15 protein-coding genes are annotated in these 16,385 nt (G+C 73.6%); 3 read left to right on the forward strand and 12 right to left on the reverse strand.

What is annotated here, in order from left to right:
- Positions 1-69: 69 nt before the first annotated feature.
- The 10 genes from AMK27_RS14220 to AMK27_RS14265 all read right to left on the reverse strand — a co-directional run bounded on the left by AMK27_RS14220 (position 70) and on the right by AMK27_RS14265 (position 9,056).
- A complete protein-coding gene (locus AMK27_RS14220; protein WP_073906487.1) occupies positions 70-477 on the reverse strand; it encodes a RidA family protein in 408 nt (135 codons plus the stop codon).
- 58 nt (positions 478-535) lie between these two features.
- On the reverse strand, positions 536-1,999 hold the full coding sequence (locus AMK27_RS14225) for an NAD(P)/FAD-dependent oxidoreductase (RefSeq protein WP_073906489.1): 1,464 nt from the start codon (positions 1,997-1,999) through the stop codon (positions 536-538).
- A gap of 174 nt (positions 2,000-2,173) precedes the next feature.
- On the reverse strand, positions 2,174-2,923 hold the full coding sequence (locus tag AMK27_RS14230; RefSeq protein WP_073906491.1) for a methyltransferase: 750 nt from the start codon (positions 2,921-2,923) through the stop codon (positions 2,174-2,176).
- Positions 2,924-3,010: 87 nt separating this feature from the next.
- Positions 3,011-4,294 carry a Cmx/CmrA family chloramphenicol efflux MFS transporter gene (locus AMK27_RS14235; RefSeq protein WP_079188430.1) on the reverse strand — a complete coding sequence of 428 codons (1,284 nt, stop codon included), beginning with the start codon at positions 4,292-4,294 and terminating at the stop codon, positions 3,011-3,013.
- Positions 4,291-4,446, reverse strand: a complete 156-nt coding sequence (locus tag AMK27_RS42695; protein ID WP_158076920.1) for a hypothetical protein — start codon at positions 4,444-4,446, stop codon at positions 4,291-4,293. The genes AMK27_RS14235 and AMK27_RS42695 overlap by 4 nt, the downstream gene beginning before the upstream one ends.
- Before the next feature lie 185 nt (positions 4,447-4,631).
- Positions 4,632-5,159: a group II truncated hemoglobin gene (locus AMK27_RS14240; protein ID WP_079188431.1), complete on the reverse strand. Its 528-nt coding sequence runs from the start codon at positions 5,157-5,159 to the stop codon at positions 4,632-4,634.
- A gap of 97 nt (positions 5,160-5,256) precedes the next feature.
- A complete protein-coding gene (locus AMK27_RS43645; protein WP_143204853.1) occupies positions 5,257-6,204 on the reverse strand; it encodes an AfsR/SARP family transcriptional regulator in 948 nt (315 codons plus the stop codon).
- A gap of 319 nt (positions 6,205-6,523) precedes the next feature.
- Positions 6,524-7,552 (reverse strand): class I SAM-dependent methyltransferase, encoded by a 1,029-nt coding sequence (locus AMK27_RS14255; RefSeq protein ID WP_073906493.1) that lies wholly within the window; start codon positions 7,550-7,552, stop codon positions 6,524-6,526.
- Positions 7,549-8,406, reverse strand: a complete 858-nt coding sequence (locus AMK27_RS14260; RefSeq protein ID WP_073906495.1) for a thioesterase II family protein — start codon at positions 8,404-8,406, stop codon at positions 7,549-7,551. The genes AMK27_RS14255 and AMK27_RS14260 overlap by 4 nt, the downstream gene beginning before the upstream one ends.
- The gene (locus tag AMK27_RS14265; protein WP_073906497.1) at positions 8,403-9,056 is read right to left on the reverse strand and encodes a hypothetical protein; all 654 of its coding nucleotides are present in this window, start codon (positions 9,054-9,056) and stop codon (positions 8,403-8,405) included. The genes AMK27_RS14260 and AMK27_RS14265 overlap by 4 nt, the downstream gene beginning before the upstream one ends.
- Before the next feature lie 469 nt (positions 9,057-9,525).
- Here AMK27_RS14265 and AMK27_RS44165 point away from each other — a divergent pair, with 469 nt between their 5' ends.
- On the forward strand, positions 9,526-12,711 hold the full coding sequence (locus tag AMK27_RS44165) for a helix-turn-helix transcriptional regulator (RefSeq protein WP_073906499.1): 3,186 nt from the start codon (positions 9,526-9,528) through the stop codon (positions 12,709-12,711).
- An 82-nt stretch (positions 12,712-12,793) separates the two neighbouring features.
- Here the strand turns inward: AMK27_RS44165 and AMK27_RS14275 are convergent, their stop codons facing one another.
- Positions 12,794-13,480, reverse strand: coding sequence for a response regulator (locus tag AMK27_RS14275; protein WP_073906501.1), 687 nt, complete (start codon positions 13,478-13,480; stop codon positions 12,794-12,796).
- Positions 13,477-14,427, reverse strand: a complete 951-nt coding sequence (locus AMK27_RS14280) for a sensor histidine kinase (RefSeq protein WP_073906503.1) — start codon at positions 14,425-14,427, stop codon at positions 13,477-13,479. The genes AMK27_RS14275 and AMK27_RS14280 overlap by 4 nt, the downstream gene beginning before the upstream one ends.
- 213 nt (positions 14,428-14,640) lie before the next feature.
- Between AMK27_RS14280 and AMK27_RS14285 the strand changes: the two genes are divergently transcribed.
- Complete coding sequence (locus AMK27_RS14285) at positions 14,641-15,111, forward strand: cation:proton antiporter regulatory subunit (protein WP_073906505.1); 471 nt, start codon at positions 14,641-14,643, stop codon at positions 15,109-15,111.
- Between the two features lie 7 nt (positions 15,112-15,118).
- Positions 15,119-16,375, forward strand: coding sequence for a cation:proton antiporter (locus AMK27_RS14290; protein ID WP_073906507.1), 1,257 nt, complete (start codon positions 15,119-15,121; stop codon positions 16,373-16,375).
- The last annotated feature ends 10 nt before the right edge of the window (positions 16,376-16,385 follow it).

Genomic DNA, 16,385 nt, shown 5'->3' on the forward strand with positions numbered 1-16,385 from the left:
GGGGCCCTGATCCGTGCCTGCGTCCTGCCGTACCGCCGCGCCCCGCGGGGGACGGGGCGCGGTGGCCGGCTACTCGGCGACCGCCGTGGCCTCGATCTCGATGAGGAAGTCGGGCTCGGCGAGGGTGGCCACCCCGACCAGGGTGGTCGGCTTCACGACGTCGGCACCGATCCGGGCGGCCGCGCGCTCGGCGCCCGCGGTGACCGCCTCCCACTTGTCGAGCGACCAGTCCTTCGCGTAGATCGTCAGCTTCACGACGTCCTCGAAGCTCGCGCCGGCCGCCTCCAGACCGGCGGCGATGTTCAGGTAGACCTGCTCGGTCTGCGCCGCCAGGTCGCCGGTGCCGACCGGCTCGCCGTCCGCGGTGCGCGGGGTCTGGCCGCTCAGGAAGATGACGCGGCTTCCGGTGCCGACGGCCAGCTGGTGCCAGCCGTACGGCTTGGTGAGGCTGGGCGGGTCGATGTTCTCGACAGCCATGGGGTGTCCTTTCGGGTGGGACCGATCACGGTGGACGGGTGCGGGATCGCGCCGGTGGTCAGCGGTGCTCGCGGCAGGTCGCGTAGTACTTGCGCAGCAGGCTGACCAGCTCGGGGTCGAAGCGGGAGGCGAAGAGCAGCTCGGCCGGAGGGGTGAACTCGGGGTCGAGCTCGTCGGCCCAGGCGAGGGTGGCCGGGCGCAGGTCCATCTCGATCCACTGGTGCCACTCGACCGGGATCGTCCAGTCCTGCTCGTACCCGATGCCCATCTGGTGGTCGATGAGGAGGTCGACGATCTCCTCGCGGGTCCCGGTCCGGTACGGCTGCCGCAGCGGGGTGAAGCGGTCCAGGTCGGCCTGCGGCTCCTCGCCGAGGATGCGGGCCGCGAAGTCCTGGGCGAGCAGCGGCGACAGGTGCAGTCCGTCGCGGTAGGTGCCGGTCATGATGGTCAGGCCCTGCATGCCGCCGTCGCCCAGCAGCGGGAAGCCGTCCATGGACACGGGCCGGTTGCCGACCTGGACCTTGGTGACCTCGCTGTTCCAGAGGTTGCGGCGGACCTGGCGGTGGGCGCACTGCAGCAGGAAGACCAGGTCGCGCATCTCGGGGGTGTCGCGGGGCTCGACGGCGATGACGTTGGTGGCGCCGACGTAGACGTGGCCGTCGCCGCGGGGCACCACGTGCAGGCCGCACGCGAAGGAGCGGTTCGGCGTGCGGATGACGCTGTCCGGGCTCGTGCCGTCCTGGGTCCTGATCAGCGAGGAGACTCCGTAACCGCTGACCAGCCGGGGGATGCGGGGGCCGACGGGCAGGCTGTCGAGGAGTTCCTGGGTGCGGGCCCCGGCGGCCAGGGTGACGTGGTCGGCGGAGATCGTGCGGCCGGAGGCGAGGACGACGCCGGTGACCCGCTCGCCGCGGTACTCGACGCGGGTGGCGAACTCGGGGACGAGCGTGGCACCGGCCCGGACGGCGGCCGCTTCGAGCCGCTCCAGGAGGGCGGCGGCGTTGACCGCGTGCTCGCCCGGTATGTGGAAGGCCTTCAGCGGGCGGGAGATGGGCTCGGCGTCCACCCAGTCGAGGTCGGAGGGCTCCACGTCCTCGAAGGGCTCTTCGTAGCGGGTGAGCTCGGCGCGGATGGCGTTGTAGTTGGCGTCGTCGATCTCGGCGGTGCCGATGGTGTTGAGGACGACGGTGGTGCCCTGCGCGGTCCTGACCGGCGCGCCCTCCGTCTGCTCCTCCAGCTCCTCCAGCCACGGACCCCACAACTCGGTCGCCCTGATGCCGAGTTCGAGCTTGTGGCGACCGTGCTCGGTGGCCAGCAGCGAGGTGGTGACCTCGCCGAAACAGCCGAGCATGGCGCCGGCCGCGGCCGATCCCGCCCAGGGCCGGTGGGGTTGGCCGAGGACGGCGACGCGCTGTCCGCGGCGCGCCAGGACCCAGGCGAGCGACAGTCCCAGGACTCCGTTGCCGGCGATGACGATGTCGTAGCCGGTACCGTCCGCGTCTGCGTTCCTGTTGGCGTTCATCAATGTCCAATCTCCCGGGGCGCTGTCAGGTCGCCCCGATGGGTGTGGGTGGGTCGATTGCGTCGGAACTGCTGGTGCGAGTGGTGCGAGTGGGGCCTCGGTGCCGGTCAGCCCCGGTGGGCGGGCTGGGCGGGCCGTGAAGGCTGCGCGGAGTGCGCGCGCTGAGCGAAGCGGTCAGCGGAGCCGGAACTCGTAGAGGGTGAAGTCCATGTGGACGATGCCGCGCTCGTCGGTGTGCGCCCTGACCGCCGGGGAGTCGCCGAACTCGGCGGCGGGCAGCTCGACGGACTCGGTGCGGATCCGCTTGCCCTCGAACCCGGCCTCGTCGGCGGCGCGCAGCATCTTGAACGGGTTGCCCATGGCCTCGCTGGTGCCCAGGTAGACGCGGCCGTCGGCGGCCAGATGGCGCACCACGTCGCGGAAGAACCGGTTCACCAGCCCGTACCCGGGGTCGAACACCGCGCGCTCGATGTGCCCCGCGTACGGGCGGTCGGCGGGCGCCTCGATGAACGGGGTGTTCCAGAACACCGTGTCGAGCTGCTCCTCGGGGTCGAGGGCGTCGAAGAGGTCGCTGGTCAGCGCGGTGAACCGGTCGCTCACCCCGTGCCGTTCGGCGTTCCGCCGGGCGTTCTCCACGGCGGCCGGATTGATGTCGGTGGCGAGCACCCGCGCGGCCCCGTGCTGCGCCGCCAGCACCGCGGCGACACCGGCGCCGCAGCCCAGTTCGAGGAAGCGGTCGCCCCGCTCGTACGGCACCCAGGAGGCGAACAGGCCGGGGCCGGGGTCCGTATAGGGCGGGAACACCTCGGGCAGCAGGTCCCACTCCCTGCCGAGCAGCGAGAAGGTCGACTGCGTGGGGCGGTCGGGGCTCTGGATCTGTGACACGACCCAGGTGCCGAGTTCGTAGCCCAGCTCGTTGTCCATGAGGTCCTCCCTGTGGGGGAGCCGGCGGAGAGCCCCCGGGGGAGGAGCTCTCCGCGGCTACCGGTGGTGGTGTGTCATGACGTCACATCAGTTGTCTACGACCGCCGGGGCGTTCGTGGCGACGGGCGCGTCCGGGTTCGCCGCGGCGTGCGCGGATCCGGCCTCGCGGGCGGCCCGGTTGCGGGCCATCGCGCGCTCGACCAGGACGACCGGGATGGTGAGCACGGCGAGTCCCGCGCCCAGCCACGGGATCGAGGTGAGACCGGCACCTGCGCCGAGCGCCACGCCCGCGAGGACGGGGACCACGCTGATGCCGAGCTGGAACATGGAGACGGCGGTGGCACCGGCGAGCGTCGGCGCGCCCGAGGCCACGGTGAACACCCGCCCGTAGACGGCAGGGTTGAGGACGAAGCCGGCGACGCCCAGGAGCAGGACCAGGGGGACGACGGCCACGGCGTAGTCGGCGAGGAGCGCGAGCAGCACGGAGCAGACGAGGATGCCGCCGGCCCCGATGAGCAGGGCGTGGTGGGGGCGTCCGTCGGCGATCCGGCCGCCGATCGAGAGGCCGATGAAGGCTCCGATGCCGAAGAGGACGAGGATGGCGGGCACCCACACGGAGTCGACACCGGTGACGTCCGTGAGGAAGGCCGCGAGGTAGTTGTACGAGATCATGTACGCGGCGGTGCTGAGCAGGGTCGCGGCGTACACCACCCACAGCTGCGGCTGCCGCATCGTCCGCAGCTCGCGCTTCACGCTGGGCTCCTGCGCCGCCTTGGTGGCGGGCACGGCGACGATCGTGGCGATCGCGCTCAGCACGGTCAGCGCGACCACCGCCCAGAAGCCGCCCTGCCAGCCGGTGAAGTGGCTGAGGAAGGCGCCGGCCGGGCCGCCCGCGACCATCGCGATGCTGAGGCCGCTGACCACCACGCCGGAGGCCCGGGCGGTGCGGTCGGGGGTGACGAGGGAGATCGCGGTGACCGCGGCGACCGCCCAGAACCCGGCGTACGCCAGGCCGATCAGGAAGCGGGTGACGAGCAGCACCGTGAAGTCGTCGGTCAGCAGGCCGACGGCCACCCCGGCGGCGAACACGGCCTGCGAGATCACCAGGGTCGTACGGCGCGGCCAGCGCAGGGTCAGCACCGCCAGCGGCGGGCCGCCGATCACGACACCGATGGCGAAGGCCGAGATGAGGGCACCCGCGGACGACAGCGAGATGTCGAGGTCGTCGGCGATGTCCGGGAGGACACCGGCGAGCAGGAACTCGGCGCTGCCCATCGCGAACAGGCTGAACGCGAGCAGGTAGACGGCGAGCGGCAGCCTGCCGTTGGCCTTCGGGGCGGTGGCTTCCTGGGATTCGGTCCGGAGGCTCATCGGTGACCGCCTTCCGGCTGCGTGGCGGCGGCGGGGTGCGGGGTCTGGGCGACGCGCGAGGTCGGGGCGACCTGCGGGACGGTGGTCGGGCGCGGGGTGGCGGCGGGGCGCGGGGGGACGCGTCGCACAGCCCCGGGGGTGGCCAAACGCATGAGCGGACTCCTCGTTCTGACGGTTCGGGCGTACGGATCAGGGCGGGTGCGCGCCGGTCTGCCGGCCTCGGCGGTCCGCCGGATCGTGGTGATCACCAGTGACGCCCATGCTGGAACCGGGCTCCGCGGACGGACAACATTTGTTGCCGATACCGGGACGCGGCGGGGGCCGGTCGGCCGGTGGATCACTCCTCACCGGGTACGCCCTCGCCCCAGCCCCACTTCTTGATGGTGGTGCGACGGGTGGGGCCGACGTCCGGCTGGGAGTTGGCCATCGCGCGGCGCGAGCCGAACTCGATGTAGCCGACGAAGGCGGAGCGGAACTCGGCGTCCTCGGGCAGCCCGACCTCGTCCATCGCCGTCAGCATCAGCTCCACCCAGCGGGCCCGCTGCTCGGGCTTGATGGCCCGGCCCCGGTGGCGGGAGACCATGTGGGGGTAGCCGCCGTGCTGCTCGGTGTAGTGCGTCGGCCCGCCGAGCACCTCGCCGAGGAAGGTCGCGACGTGCTGGGGGTGGTCGTCGTCCATGTGCGCGAAGAGCGGGGCGAGGACCTCGTCCTTGCGGACACGGGCGTAGAACGCCTCGGTGAGCCGCTCCAGCGCCTCGGTGCCGCCGATCCATTCGTAGAGGGTGGGTACCTGGTTCTGCTGGGCCTCGTCCTGCGCCTCGTCCTGCGCCGGGGCCTGCGCCTGGTCCTGGTGCTGGTCCGTCACTGTGTCGCCTCTCTCGGGTGTCTCGTGCGGTGGGGTCGAGGTGGTGGTGGGTGGGGGGTCGGGGGCCGGGAGTCGCGGTGGGCCCGGGGCCGGGGCGTCAGGCCGCGTAGAGGTCGAAGGTCGGTGTCGGACGGCCGCCGTGGGCCGGGGTGTCCAGGCGCGGATCGACCGAGAGCATCGCCTGGTGCAGCCGCTGGAGCTGCGGGGCGGGCTCGAGACCCAGCTCCTCGACGAGTCGGCGTCTGAGACCGCGGTAGAGCTGGAGGGCCTCGGACTGCCGGCCGGCGCGGTAGAACGCCACCATCGCCTGGGCGTGCAGCCGTTCGTTGGCGGGGTGGAGGCGGGTCAGCTCGACGAGTTCGGCGAGGAGTTCGCCGTGCAGACCGAGGCGCAGTTCGGCGTCGAGCCGGCGTTCGGTCGCGAGCAGCCGGCTCTCCTCCAGGCGCGCCGCGTGGATCCGCAGCGCGGCCCCGGCCCGTACGTCCACCAGGGCCGGTCCCGTCCACAGGGCGAGGGCCTCGCGGAGCAACCGGGCGGCGCGGGCGCTGTCGCCGTCGGCGAAGGCGGTGTGCCCGGCCTGCGCGGCGCGCTGGAAGGCGAAGGCGTCGACGTTCTCCTCGGCGATCCGCAGGAGGTAGCCGTCGTGACCCGTGGCCAGCAGATCCCGGGCCCGGGCCGGACCGGTCGCCCCGGCCTTCCCGACCGCGATCCCCGTCGGCCCGGCTGCCCCGGCCTTCCCGACCGCGACCCCCGCCGGCTCGACCGCCCCGGCCCCTGCCGCCCCGGTGGGGCCCTCCGGCCCGTACGGGCCGCCGAGGGCCGCCGCCAGTGCCCGGCGCAGCCGCAGGATGTAGGTCTGCAGGGTGCTGTGCGCGCTGCTCGGGGGCAGCGGGCCCCAGAGTTCCTCCTTGAGGACGGCCACCGGGACGGGCCGGCCGGGGTGGAGCGCGAGGAGCGCGAGGACCTGTCGCGTCTTCGCCGCACTCGGGACGACCGGAACTCCGTCCGTCTCGGCGTGCAGCGGGCCAAGAATCCGTATCCTCACGCGTCCTCCGTCCGTCACCGGGCGCCGCCCGACCGGTCCCTTTCCGAAGCGGCTGTTCTGGGAAGGAACGTAGGAGCGCGGGGGTGGGGGCCTCAATACGGTGGGACCGTAGGGCTGACCGAAGAATCTGCGGAGGGGGAGTCCCTACGGGTGACGGGCAGGAGTATGGATTCCGTGCATGCCGAAGCCCCCGAGGGCGAGCGGCGCGCGCTTCGGGGGCATTACGGGAACCGCTGGACTGCTAATCTCCTTAGTTAATTCGTTCGCCTTTCCTTTTCGTGTCCGCTTTTCGCCAAGGTGACAAATTCCCCGGCCGGATTCAGGCGGATTCGAGGGGCCGGCACAACCGCGCGGTGTGCACCGTCACGGCGGTCAGATAGAAGGCGTCGGGACGCCAGAGGACACCGGTGCAGGCGTCCCCGTCGAGGAGCTGCTCCACGGTGAGCCGGTCCACCAGGTCGAGGCGCTCACCGACGTCGGCGAGCAGCCCGTGCAGCCGGGTGTGGAGATGCCGGCGCACCGGTACGTCGAGCGGGGCCGGGAACTCGATGAGGAACGTACGGGTCCCGGCGGGCACGAGTCCCGCCGAGGCCAGCAGGCAGGGCCAGTCCTCGACGACGGAGGTGGCGCCGGGGAGCCGGGACCGCCGGGCGGTGACCTGCTCCTCGACGGCGGCGTCCAGGCGCGCCTGGAGCCCGGGGCGGCCGATGCCGATGTCCCGGGGCAGGAAGCGCGGCGGGAGGCCCCGCTCGGCGACGGCGAGCAGCCCGCCGGGCCGCAGCGCGGAGGCCAGGCTGCGCAGGGCGGCCTGCTGGTCGCCGAGGTGGCGGCAGACGTTCCCGGTCCAGATCAGGTCGACGGGACCCGACCGGGCGAACTCCTCGGGTCGTTCCGCCTGCTGCGTGGTGATCCGGTCGGCCAGCCCGTGCTCGGCGGCCCGGGCCTCGGCCCGGGCGAGCAGTGCGGCCGACCGGTCCACGGCGAGCACCCGGGCCTGCGGGAAGGCCTCGGCGAGGGCGCGGGAGGCCACGCCCGGGCCGCTGCCGACGTCGAGGATCCGGCGGACGGCCGCCGTGGCCCGGTCCGCGGGACCGAGCAGCCCGTGCAGCCAGTGGGCCGCCTCGGCCAGGAAGTCGGCGTGCAGTTCGGCCTCCTGCTCGGCGGGGTGCTCGGCGCGGTCCTCCGCCCGGTCCTCCGCGCGGTCCTCCGCCCGGTCCTCCGCGCGGTCCTCCGACCGGTCCTCCGCGCGGTCCTCCGCGTCGTACTCGGCTCCCGGGTCGCCCGCGGGTACGTCCGCGGCGCCGAGGGCGTCACCGGCGAGGCCTCCGGTGCCATGCGTGGGTGTCATACGGTCACCTCCGCCGGCCAGGATGGGGACGCCGGGGACACCGGACAACTCTTGTTGCCGGTTCCGGGACCGACCGCCGGATCGTACGGACGGGAACCGGCCGGTACGCGGGAAGGTCCGCCGCCTGCGGCGCGCGACGCGCGGACCCGCGGGCGCATCAGGTCCCGGCTGAAGGTGTCGAGCAGCTCCCACCGGGCGGTCAGCGGGAAGTAGTGGCCGCCGGGGACCGTGTCCACCCGCAGGGACCGCCGGGTGCACCGGCGCCACGCGGCCAGATCGGCCCCGCCGACACTCCGGTCCTCGCTGCCGCCCATGGCGGTGACCGGGCAGTGCACGACATGGCGGGGGTCGCGCCGGTACGCCTCCAGGACGGCGAGGTCGGCACGGAGCGCGGGCAGTACCCGGGGCGCCCGCGACGGGTCCAGGGCGCCCGGGGGGATCCGGCCCCGCCGCCCGAGCCGGCGCAGCAGCTCGGCGTCGGGCAGCTGGGAGACGGCGTGCTCCGGGGCCGGCCGGTACGGGACGCCGGCCCCGGAGACGTACAGCCGCTCGGCCACCGCGTCGTACTGCCACTCCAGGCGGGCGGCGATCTCGTACGCGAGGAGGGCGCCGAAGCCGTGCCCGTAGAGGGCGAAGGGGCGGTCACGCATGCGGGCCACGTACGGCAGGATCTCGGCGAGCAGCGGTTCGAGCCGGCCGCAGGGGCGGCGGCGCGGATGGCGGCCGCGGCCGGGCAGTTCGACGGGGGTGACGACCACCGAGGTCCCGAGGGCCTCGGCCCAGGGCAGGTAGACCCCCGCCGAGGCGCCCTCGAAGGGGAGGCAGAACAGCCGCACCGACGTGTCGCCGCTCATCGGGCCACCGGTCCCCGGGGCCGTACGCGGGGGAGCGGACCGCCCGGCGCGACAGGGCCGGGTGAAGTGGCACCAGGTGAAGCAGGACCAGGCGGAACAGGACCAGGTGAAGCAGGGCCCGGTTGTCCCGCGCCCGCTGACGCCGCGCCCGCTGACGCCCCGCCCGGTAGCGCCACGCCTGGTAGCGCCGCGACCGCCGCCCCGCGCGGGATGCCGCCGCGCAGCAGGACCGCGTACGCCTCGGCCGCCTCCTCCAGGATCCGGAGCCCCGCACGCCGGTCCATCAGCGCGCGGGCGTACCGCCAGGCGAAGGTCCAGTCGCGGTCGGAGCGCCGGATGAGCGTGGCGCACATCAGCGGGGCCCGGTCGAGGGGGAGTCCGGTGGCGGACTCCCCGGCGAGGCGTTCGGCGAGCCGGGTGTCCTGCACCTCGGCCCGGGTGGCCCGCCAGTCCACGATCTGCAGTCGGAAGCGGGCCTCGGGCCGCAGCGTGCGGCGCAGCAGGCCGTCCGGCCCGCGGTGGAGCGCGGTGCGGGGCAGGGGCGTTCCGTCCAGGACGGACTGCCACGCCTGCTCGTACACGTACGGCACGACTCCGCGCAGGGACATGACGAACTGTTCGGTGCGGAGCTCCTCGCTGATCGCGGACACGCGGTACCGCTCCCTCCATCAGATTCACGCCAATTGGCCGGTGGTGAACTCACGGATCGGGGCAACCGCTTTTCGGGCTGTTCACTGGTCACCGCCCCACATCGGTGCCGACCGTACCCGTGCGGTCCCCATTCACCTCAATACGGGGCCACCGAAGCAATGGCCGAAGGAATACGTTCGGAATCCGTGCGGTGAGCTCCGCTGTACAAATATCGCGGCCCCCGTGTTAGCGTCGGGATCCTCGGAGGTGTGGGCCGTTCACCGGTGTTCGGGGGATCGGCGTGGAGGAGTTCGACCGGTCTCCACGTCGTCTGAAGAAGGCATTTCCAGCACGACGGCGACGGTTCGGGCCATGACCTGAAAAGGGCCTTGACGGCGCCGGCTCCACAGCTTTTCCGCAAGGCCTCCCCCTGCCGAAGTGGCGATCTCGTCCGAGTCATTCCACTGTTCGGCAGGGAGGTGTGGGGCGGTGCCCAAGGAGCTGTTCGGCAGGAGCGAGGAATCGAAGACCATCACCGAGATACTGGACGCCGCGAGAGCGGGTGCGGGCGCCGTCGCCCTCGTGGAGGGCATCATCGGCACCGGCAAGACCTCGCTGCTGCGCTGGGCCGAGGAGACGGCCCGCGACCGGGGCATGACCGTCCTCTCCGCCACCGCCTCCCCGGCCGAGCAGCGTTTCCCCCTCGGGGTCGTGCACCAGCTGCTCGGGACGCTGCCGGAGACCGCGGACGGCTGGGACCGCACCTTCGCCGCCTACGGCGCACCGCACGGCGACGGCCGGGCCGAGCCCGACTACCCGCTCCTCGCGGAGCTGTGCGCGAGCGTCGGGCGGGCCGCCCGGCGCACCCCGATCCTGCTGACCGTCGACAGCGTCCAGCACGTCGACTGCCCGTCGCTGCTGTGGCTGGGCTTCCTGAGCCGCCGCCTGGAGAACCTCCCCGTCGTCCTGCTGGCCACCAAACGCTGCGGCGAACCGGCCAGCGACCAGCACCTTCTGGTCGAGTTCATGGAGGGGCTGCGCCCCGACCGCCACATCCATCTGAGCGACCTCAGCCCGAGCGCGGCGCTCGATCTGGCCACGTCGCTCTGCGGCCACGGCCACGGTCACGAGGCCGTGGACGCGCTGGTCGCAGGCACCGGCGGGAACCCGTACCTGCTGACCGAGCAGATACGGACGGGCCCGACGGGCCGCTCCGGTCCCCTCCTCCCCGCCGGCACGGGCCACCTCGGGGGGCCGACGGGGCTCCCAGGTCTGCCAGGTCTGCCGGGGCTACCTGGGATGCCGGGTCTGCCGGGTCTGCCGGGGCGTTCCGGTCACCCGGCGTCTCCGGGGTACGCCACTTCTCCCGGGCACCCCACGGGTCCCCGGCACCTCACTCGTCCCGCGGACTCCGCCGAGGCGCGCCCCGGCCGGACGCCGGGCGGCCCGCCGGACGAGCGGCTGGGGCTCCAGGCCGTCAAGGAGCGCATCCTGTGCATGCTGCGGCGCATCGACCCGTACGGCCTGGAGATCGCCCGCGCCGCGAGTATCCTCTGCGGTCCGGTGGACGCCGCCCTGCTCGCGGACCTCTGCGGCCTCCCCACCGAGGACGCGTGTCGATGTATCAGCAGACTCACGGAATCCGGACTGCTCTGTCCCCATGACATGAAGTTCCGCCACCCCCTCCTCGCGGGGCTGCTCTACCAGGACATCCCGTGCGCCGAGCGCGCCGAACTGCACCGGCTCGCCGCCCGCAGGATGCGGCACCGCGGCGATCCGGGCGAGGACGTCGCCGCCCATCTGCTGCGCTCCCACCGCCTGGACGAACCCTGGATGGCGCAACTCCTCATGGAGGTCGCCCAGGGCGTGGTCGAGCACGACCCGGCGGGCGCCCGCCGGCTGGTCGAGAAGGCCGTCCTGCACGGTGTGCCCGAGGGGCACGAGGACCGGGCGGAGACCCTGCGGATCCAGGCCCTCAGCGGCCTCGACCTGCCCGCCGCGGCACGCGCCCTGACCGCGCACACCTCCACCGTCACCGCGCCCGCCGAAAGGTTCCGGCACGCGCTGCTGCTCTCCGATCTCCGGCTGCGCCTGGACGACACCGCCGGAGCGCTGGAGGTCCTAGAGGAGGCCCGGCGGGAGACGGCGGGCACCCTCGACCCGACCTCCGCGGCCCGACTGCGCGAGGCGATGGCGCAGGTACGGTTCCACGACGGCGGCCGCCCCGAGGCCGGCGCCCACGGGTCCGGTGCCCACGGGTCCGACGCCCACGGGGCGGGCGCCCATGGGTCCGACGCCCACGGGCCGGGCGCCCACGGGTCCGGTGCCCACGGGGCGGGGAGCCCCGAAGGCGGCGGCACGCCCGGCGACGCGGGTCACCCCTCCCGCCACGGGCGTCACCCCGGCGAGGAGGACCGGCTGTTGCGGGTGCTGCTCCTGCGTACGGCCGCCGGCGACTCGGCGGCCGCGGCGCGGCGGATCGCCGACCGGCTGCTGTCCGTGCCCCGCGCCCCGTACGGCTCCGCCCGCTGGTACCAGGCGCTGCTCGCCCAACTGTGGGCGGGCGACGCGGAGGAGGCCCGGCGGCACATCGACACCGAGGTCGGACTCGCCCGCACCGACGGCAGCACGACCCGGATCGCCGAGGCGCTGGCCGTCCGCGGACTGGTGCAGCTGCACCGCGGGCAGCTGGCCCGGGCCGAGGACGACGCCCGCGAGGCGCTCGACCTGCTCACCCGGATCCGCGCCGGCCGGTTCCACGTGGGGCCGCTCGCCCTCAGCGTGCTCATCGACGTCGCCCTGGAACGGGACGACGTCGCCGCGGCGGGGGCCCTCCTCGACGCCGCCCCGCCGCTCCCCGGCGACCGGCCGGTCACCTGGTGGCGGCTGCACCTGCTGCACAGCGCCGGACGGGCCCTCGGCCGGCTCGGCGAGGCGCGGCGCGGTCTGGTGCTGCTGGCCCACTGCGAGGAGGAGCTGGGCCGCCGTGGCATCGTCAACCCGGCGGTCCTGCCCTGGCGTTCCACCCGCGCGGGCCTCCAGCTGGCCCGGCGCAACGTGGCCGCGGCCCGCCGTGCCGCCCAGGAGGAGACCGTGCTCGCCCACCGCTGGGCCGCCCCCTTCGCGCTGGGCCGGGCGCTGGTCGCCGAGGCGGCGGCGACCTCGGGCCGCGAGGCACTGCGGCTCGCGGACCGGGCCGTGGAACTCCTCGAACCCAGCCCGGCGCCCCTGCTGTTCGCCCACGCCCTGTACGCGGCCGGGCGCGCCCACCGGCAGAGCGGCACGCCCCGCCGGTCCCGCGAACTGCTCCACCGCGCCAACGAGGTCGGCATCTCGCTGGGCGCCGAAGGCCTGGTCGAGGCGGTGCAGCGGGAGCTGCGGGACGCGGGCGGCCGCCCCGACCCGCGCAAGGACTCGACGGAGTCGCTGCTCACCCCCACGGAGCGGCAGGTCTCCGAACTGGCCGCCCGCGGCATGAGCAACCGTGACATCGCGCGGCTGCTCCAGGTGAGCCTGCGGAACGTCGAGTCCCATCTCACCCACTCGTACCGGAAGTTGCGCATCAGCGGCCGGCACGAGCTGGCCCGCTTCTTCCCCGCCGACGAACCCCCGGAACCGGCACAGGTCCTCCTCTACCAGCACCGGGCCGCCCTCACCCCGACCGCCAACCCCTAGTCGCCGGCCCCGCCCTGGAAACCCCGGCCCCGGCCCCGGGCCCCTGGGAACCCCGGGCCCTGGGCCCCCGGCGACCGTCGCCCTAGGGCTCGATCAGGCCCACCCGGATCGCGTACCGGGTCAACTCCAGGCGGTCGCGCATGCCGAGCTTCTGGAGGAGGTTGGCGCGATGGCGTTCCACCGTCTTCGGGCTGATGACGAGGAGGTCGCCGATCTCCTTGGAGCTGTGCCCCTCCGCGACCAGCTTGAGGATCTCCTCCTCGCGCTCCGTGACGGCCTTGTCCGGCAGGGGCCTGCCCTGCTCGGCCCGGTCGAGGTAGGTGCGGATCAGGGCGGTCTCCGCGCCGGGGTAGATGAAGGGCTCGTCGCGGACCGCCGCCCGGCAGGCCTCCACCAGGTCGCGGTCCGCCACCGACTTCAGGACGTAGCCGCTCGCGCCGGCCTTCAGGGCCTCGAAGAAGTACTGCTCGTTGTCGTACATCGTGAGGATCAGGATCCTCAGCTCCGGCTGGAGGCGGCTGAGTTCGCGGGCCGCCTGGAGGCCGGTCATGCGCGGCATCGAGATGTCGAGGACGGCGAGGTCGACGGCCTCGGAGCGGGCCAGGGCCACCGCCTCCGCGCCGTCCGCCGCCTCCGCGACGACCGTCAGGTCCGGCTCCGCGTCCAGGATCAGCCGCACTCCGCCGCGGACCAGCGCGTGGTCGTCCGCGAGGAGGATCCGGGTGGGGGCCGGGGGTGCCGGGGCCGTGGGAGGTGTGGGGGCCGTCATGGCGTCGCCTTACCGCTCGAAGTGCTCAAGTGGACTTCCGTACCGCCGTCTTCGCCTTCGCGGATCGTCAGCTCCGCGCCGATCAGCAGGGCCCGCTCCCGCATGCCGCTGAGGCCCGCGCCGTCCGGCGCCCGGCCGATCCCCCGGCCGTCGTCCTTGACCAGGAGACCGACCCTTCCGCGGGGCAGCCGGCGCAGCCGCAGGTCCACCCGGGTCGCGGCCGCGTGGCGGGCCGTGTTGGTGAGTCCCTCCTGCGCCACGCGGTAGAGCACCAGCTCGGTCGCGTCGTCGAGCTTCGGGAGGCCCGACTCGATGCGGGCCCGTACCGTCAGGCCCGGTGTCGAGAACTCCGAGGCCAGCGATCTGAGCGCGCTGTGCAGCCCCAGCTCCTCCAGCACCCCGGGGCGCAGCCGGCGCGCGATGCGGCGGATCTCGTCCAGGCTCGCCCGGGTCGTCTCCTGCGCCTGGTGGAGTTCGGTGCGAAGCTCCTCCGGAGCGTGGTTCGCGGCGTGCTTCAGCTGGAGCAGCACCGCCGTGAGGGTCTGCCCCACCTCGTCGTGCAGCTCCTGCGCGATCCGCCGCCGCTCCTCCTCCTGCGCCGAGAGGACCCGGGCGGTGCTCACGGCCCGCTCGGCCTCCAGCCGGTCGAGCATCGTGTTGAACGTACGCGTCAGGTCGGCGAGCTCCCCGCGCCCCGCCACCGCCGCACGCCGCCCCGGCCTCAGCAGGTCCGCGGTCCGCATCGCCCGGGTGAGGCGCTGGAGCGGCGCCAGGCCGAACCGCAGCAGGAACGCGTTCGCGAGGAGCATCGCGACGAGACCCGCCCCGAGCACGAGCGCCTCGCCCAGGAGGACGGGTGTGGAGACGGTGACCGGGCCCAGCAGCAGGAGGACGGCGACGACCAGCACCGAGGCGTTGAGAAGGAAGATGCGCCAGTACAGCGACACGTGTGCGTCTCTCTCCCTTTGCCTGCTCCGAGCCTCTGACCTGCGGCGGGATCCATGTCCCCGCTTCATCCTGACCAGTTTCCCGCGGCTTGTCCATCCGTGCCGACACCCATGTTCCGTGCCTCCCGGCGGGTGGCACGATGGCCCCCGACCACCGACCTGATCACCCCTTGACACGACGACGGAAGGGACGGGCCCTTGCCTGCTCCGCGGATGAGAACGACACCCCTGCCCGGCATAGGCGTCCAGTACGACCTCACCACCCGGGAGCACCGCCAGCTGTCGGTCATCGCGCACCGCGACGGAACCCGGACCGTGAACGTCTACCGGGGCGACGACCCCGACGCCTGCGCCCAGTCGCTCCACCTCACCGAGGCCGAGACCGCCTCGCTGATCGACGCGCTGCTCCCCGCGCACCACAGCCCCAACGTCCTGCACACCACCGACCTGGGGCTCGTCGCCGAACGCATCGAGCTGTCGGCCCACTCGTACTGGAACGGGCGCCTGCTCGGCGAGACGCGGATGCGCACCGACGCGGGCGCCTCCATCGTCGCGGTACTGCGCCGCTCCGGGGCCGTACCGTCCCCGACGCCCGCCTTCCGGTTCGCCGGCGGCGACACCCTCATCGTCATCGGCACCCGCGAGGGCGTCGACGCGGCCGCCGCGATCCTCGGTCGGGAGTGAGGGCGGCGTGCACTCCGCGGTCTTCCTGATCGAATTCGGCGCCATCATCCTCGGTCTCGGCCTGCTCGGGCGGCTCGCCGGCCGGTTCAGCTTCTCCCCGATACCCCTCTACCTCCTCGCCGGGCTCGCCTTCGGCAAGGGCGGCCTGCTGCCGCTCGGCACCAGTGAGGAGTTCGTCGCCATCGGCGCCGAGATCGGGGTGATCCTGCTGCTCCTGATGCTCGGCCTGGAGTACACGGCGAGCGACCTCGTCTCCAACCTCAAGACCCAGTACCCGGCCGGACTCGTCGACTTCGCCCTCAACGCCCTGCCCGGCGCCGCCGCGGCGCTGCTCCTCGGGTGGGGTCCTGTCGCCGCCGTCGTCCTGGCGGGCGTCACGTGGATCTCGTCGTCCGGCGTCATCGCCAAGGTCCTCGGGGACCTCGGGCGCCTCGGCAACCGCGAGACACCGGTCATCCTCAGCATCCTGGTCCTCGAAGACCTCGCGATGGCCGTCTACCTGCCCATCATCACGGCCCTGCTCGCCGGGGTCGGTCTGGCGGCGGGCAGCGCCACGCTCGCCATCGCCCTGGGCGTGGCCGGCGCCGTGCTCTTCGTCGCCGTCCGCTACGGACGGCTGATCTCGCGGTTCGTCTCCAGCGACGACCCGGAGAAGCTGCTGCTCGTCGTCCTCGGCCTGACGCTGCTCGTCGCCGGTGTCGCCCAGCAGCTGCAGGTCTCCGCGGCCGTCGGCGCGTTCCTCGTCGGCATCGCCCTCTCCGGGGAGGTCGCCGACGGAGCGCACGCCCTGCTGAGCCCCCTGCGCGACCTCTTCGCCGCGGTGTTCTTCGTCTTCTTCGGGCTGCACACCGACCCCGCGAGCATCCCGCCGGTGATCCTGCCGGCGTTCGCCCTGGCCGTCGTCACCGCCCTGACCAAGATCGCCACCGGTCACTGGGCCGCGCGACGCGCCGGCATCGGGGTCAAGGGGCGCTGGCGGGCGGGCGGCACGCTGGTAGCGCGCGGCGAGTTCTCCATCGTCATCGCGGGCCTCGCCGTCACGGCCGGGGTGCAGCCCCAGCTCGGGCCCTTCGCCACGGCGTATGTGCTCATCCTGGTGGTGATCGGGCCGCTGACCGCCCGCTACACGGAGCCGATCGCCGGGTACCTCCTCCGAGGGCGGCGGAAGCCGACGCCCTCGGACGAGATGACCGTGCGGGAGCAGCGGACGGGACCCGAGCCCGTGCGCGTGCCCGAGCCCGGATCCACCTCCGACCGCGTGTGAACGCGGGGCC

Origin of the sequence: Streptomyces sp. CB02009, from assembly GCF_001905825.1 — a bacterium.
Classification (GTDB): Bacteria; Actinomycetota; Actinomycetes; order Streptomycetales; family Streptomycetaceae; genus Streptomyces.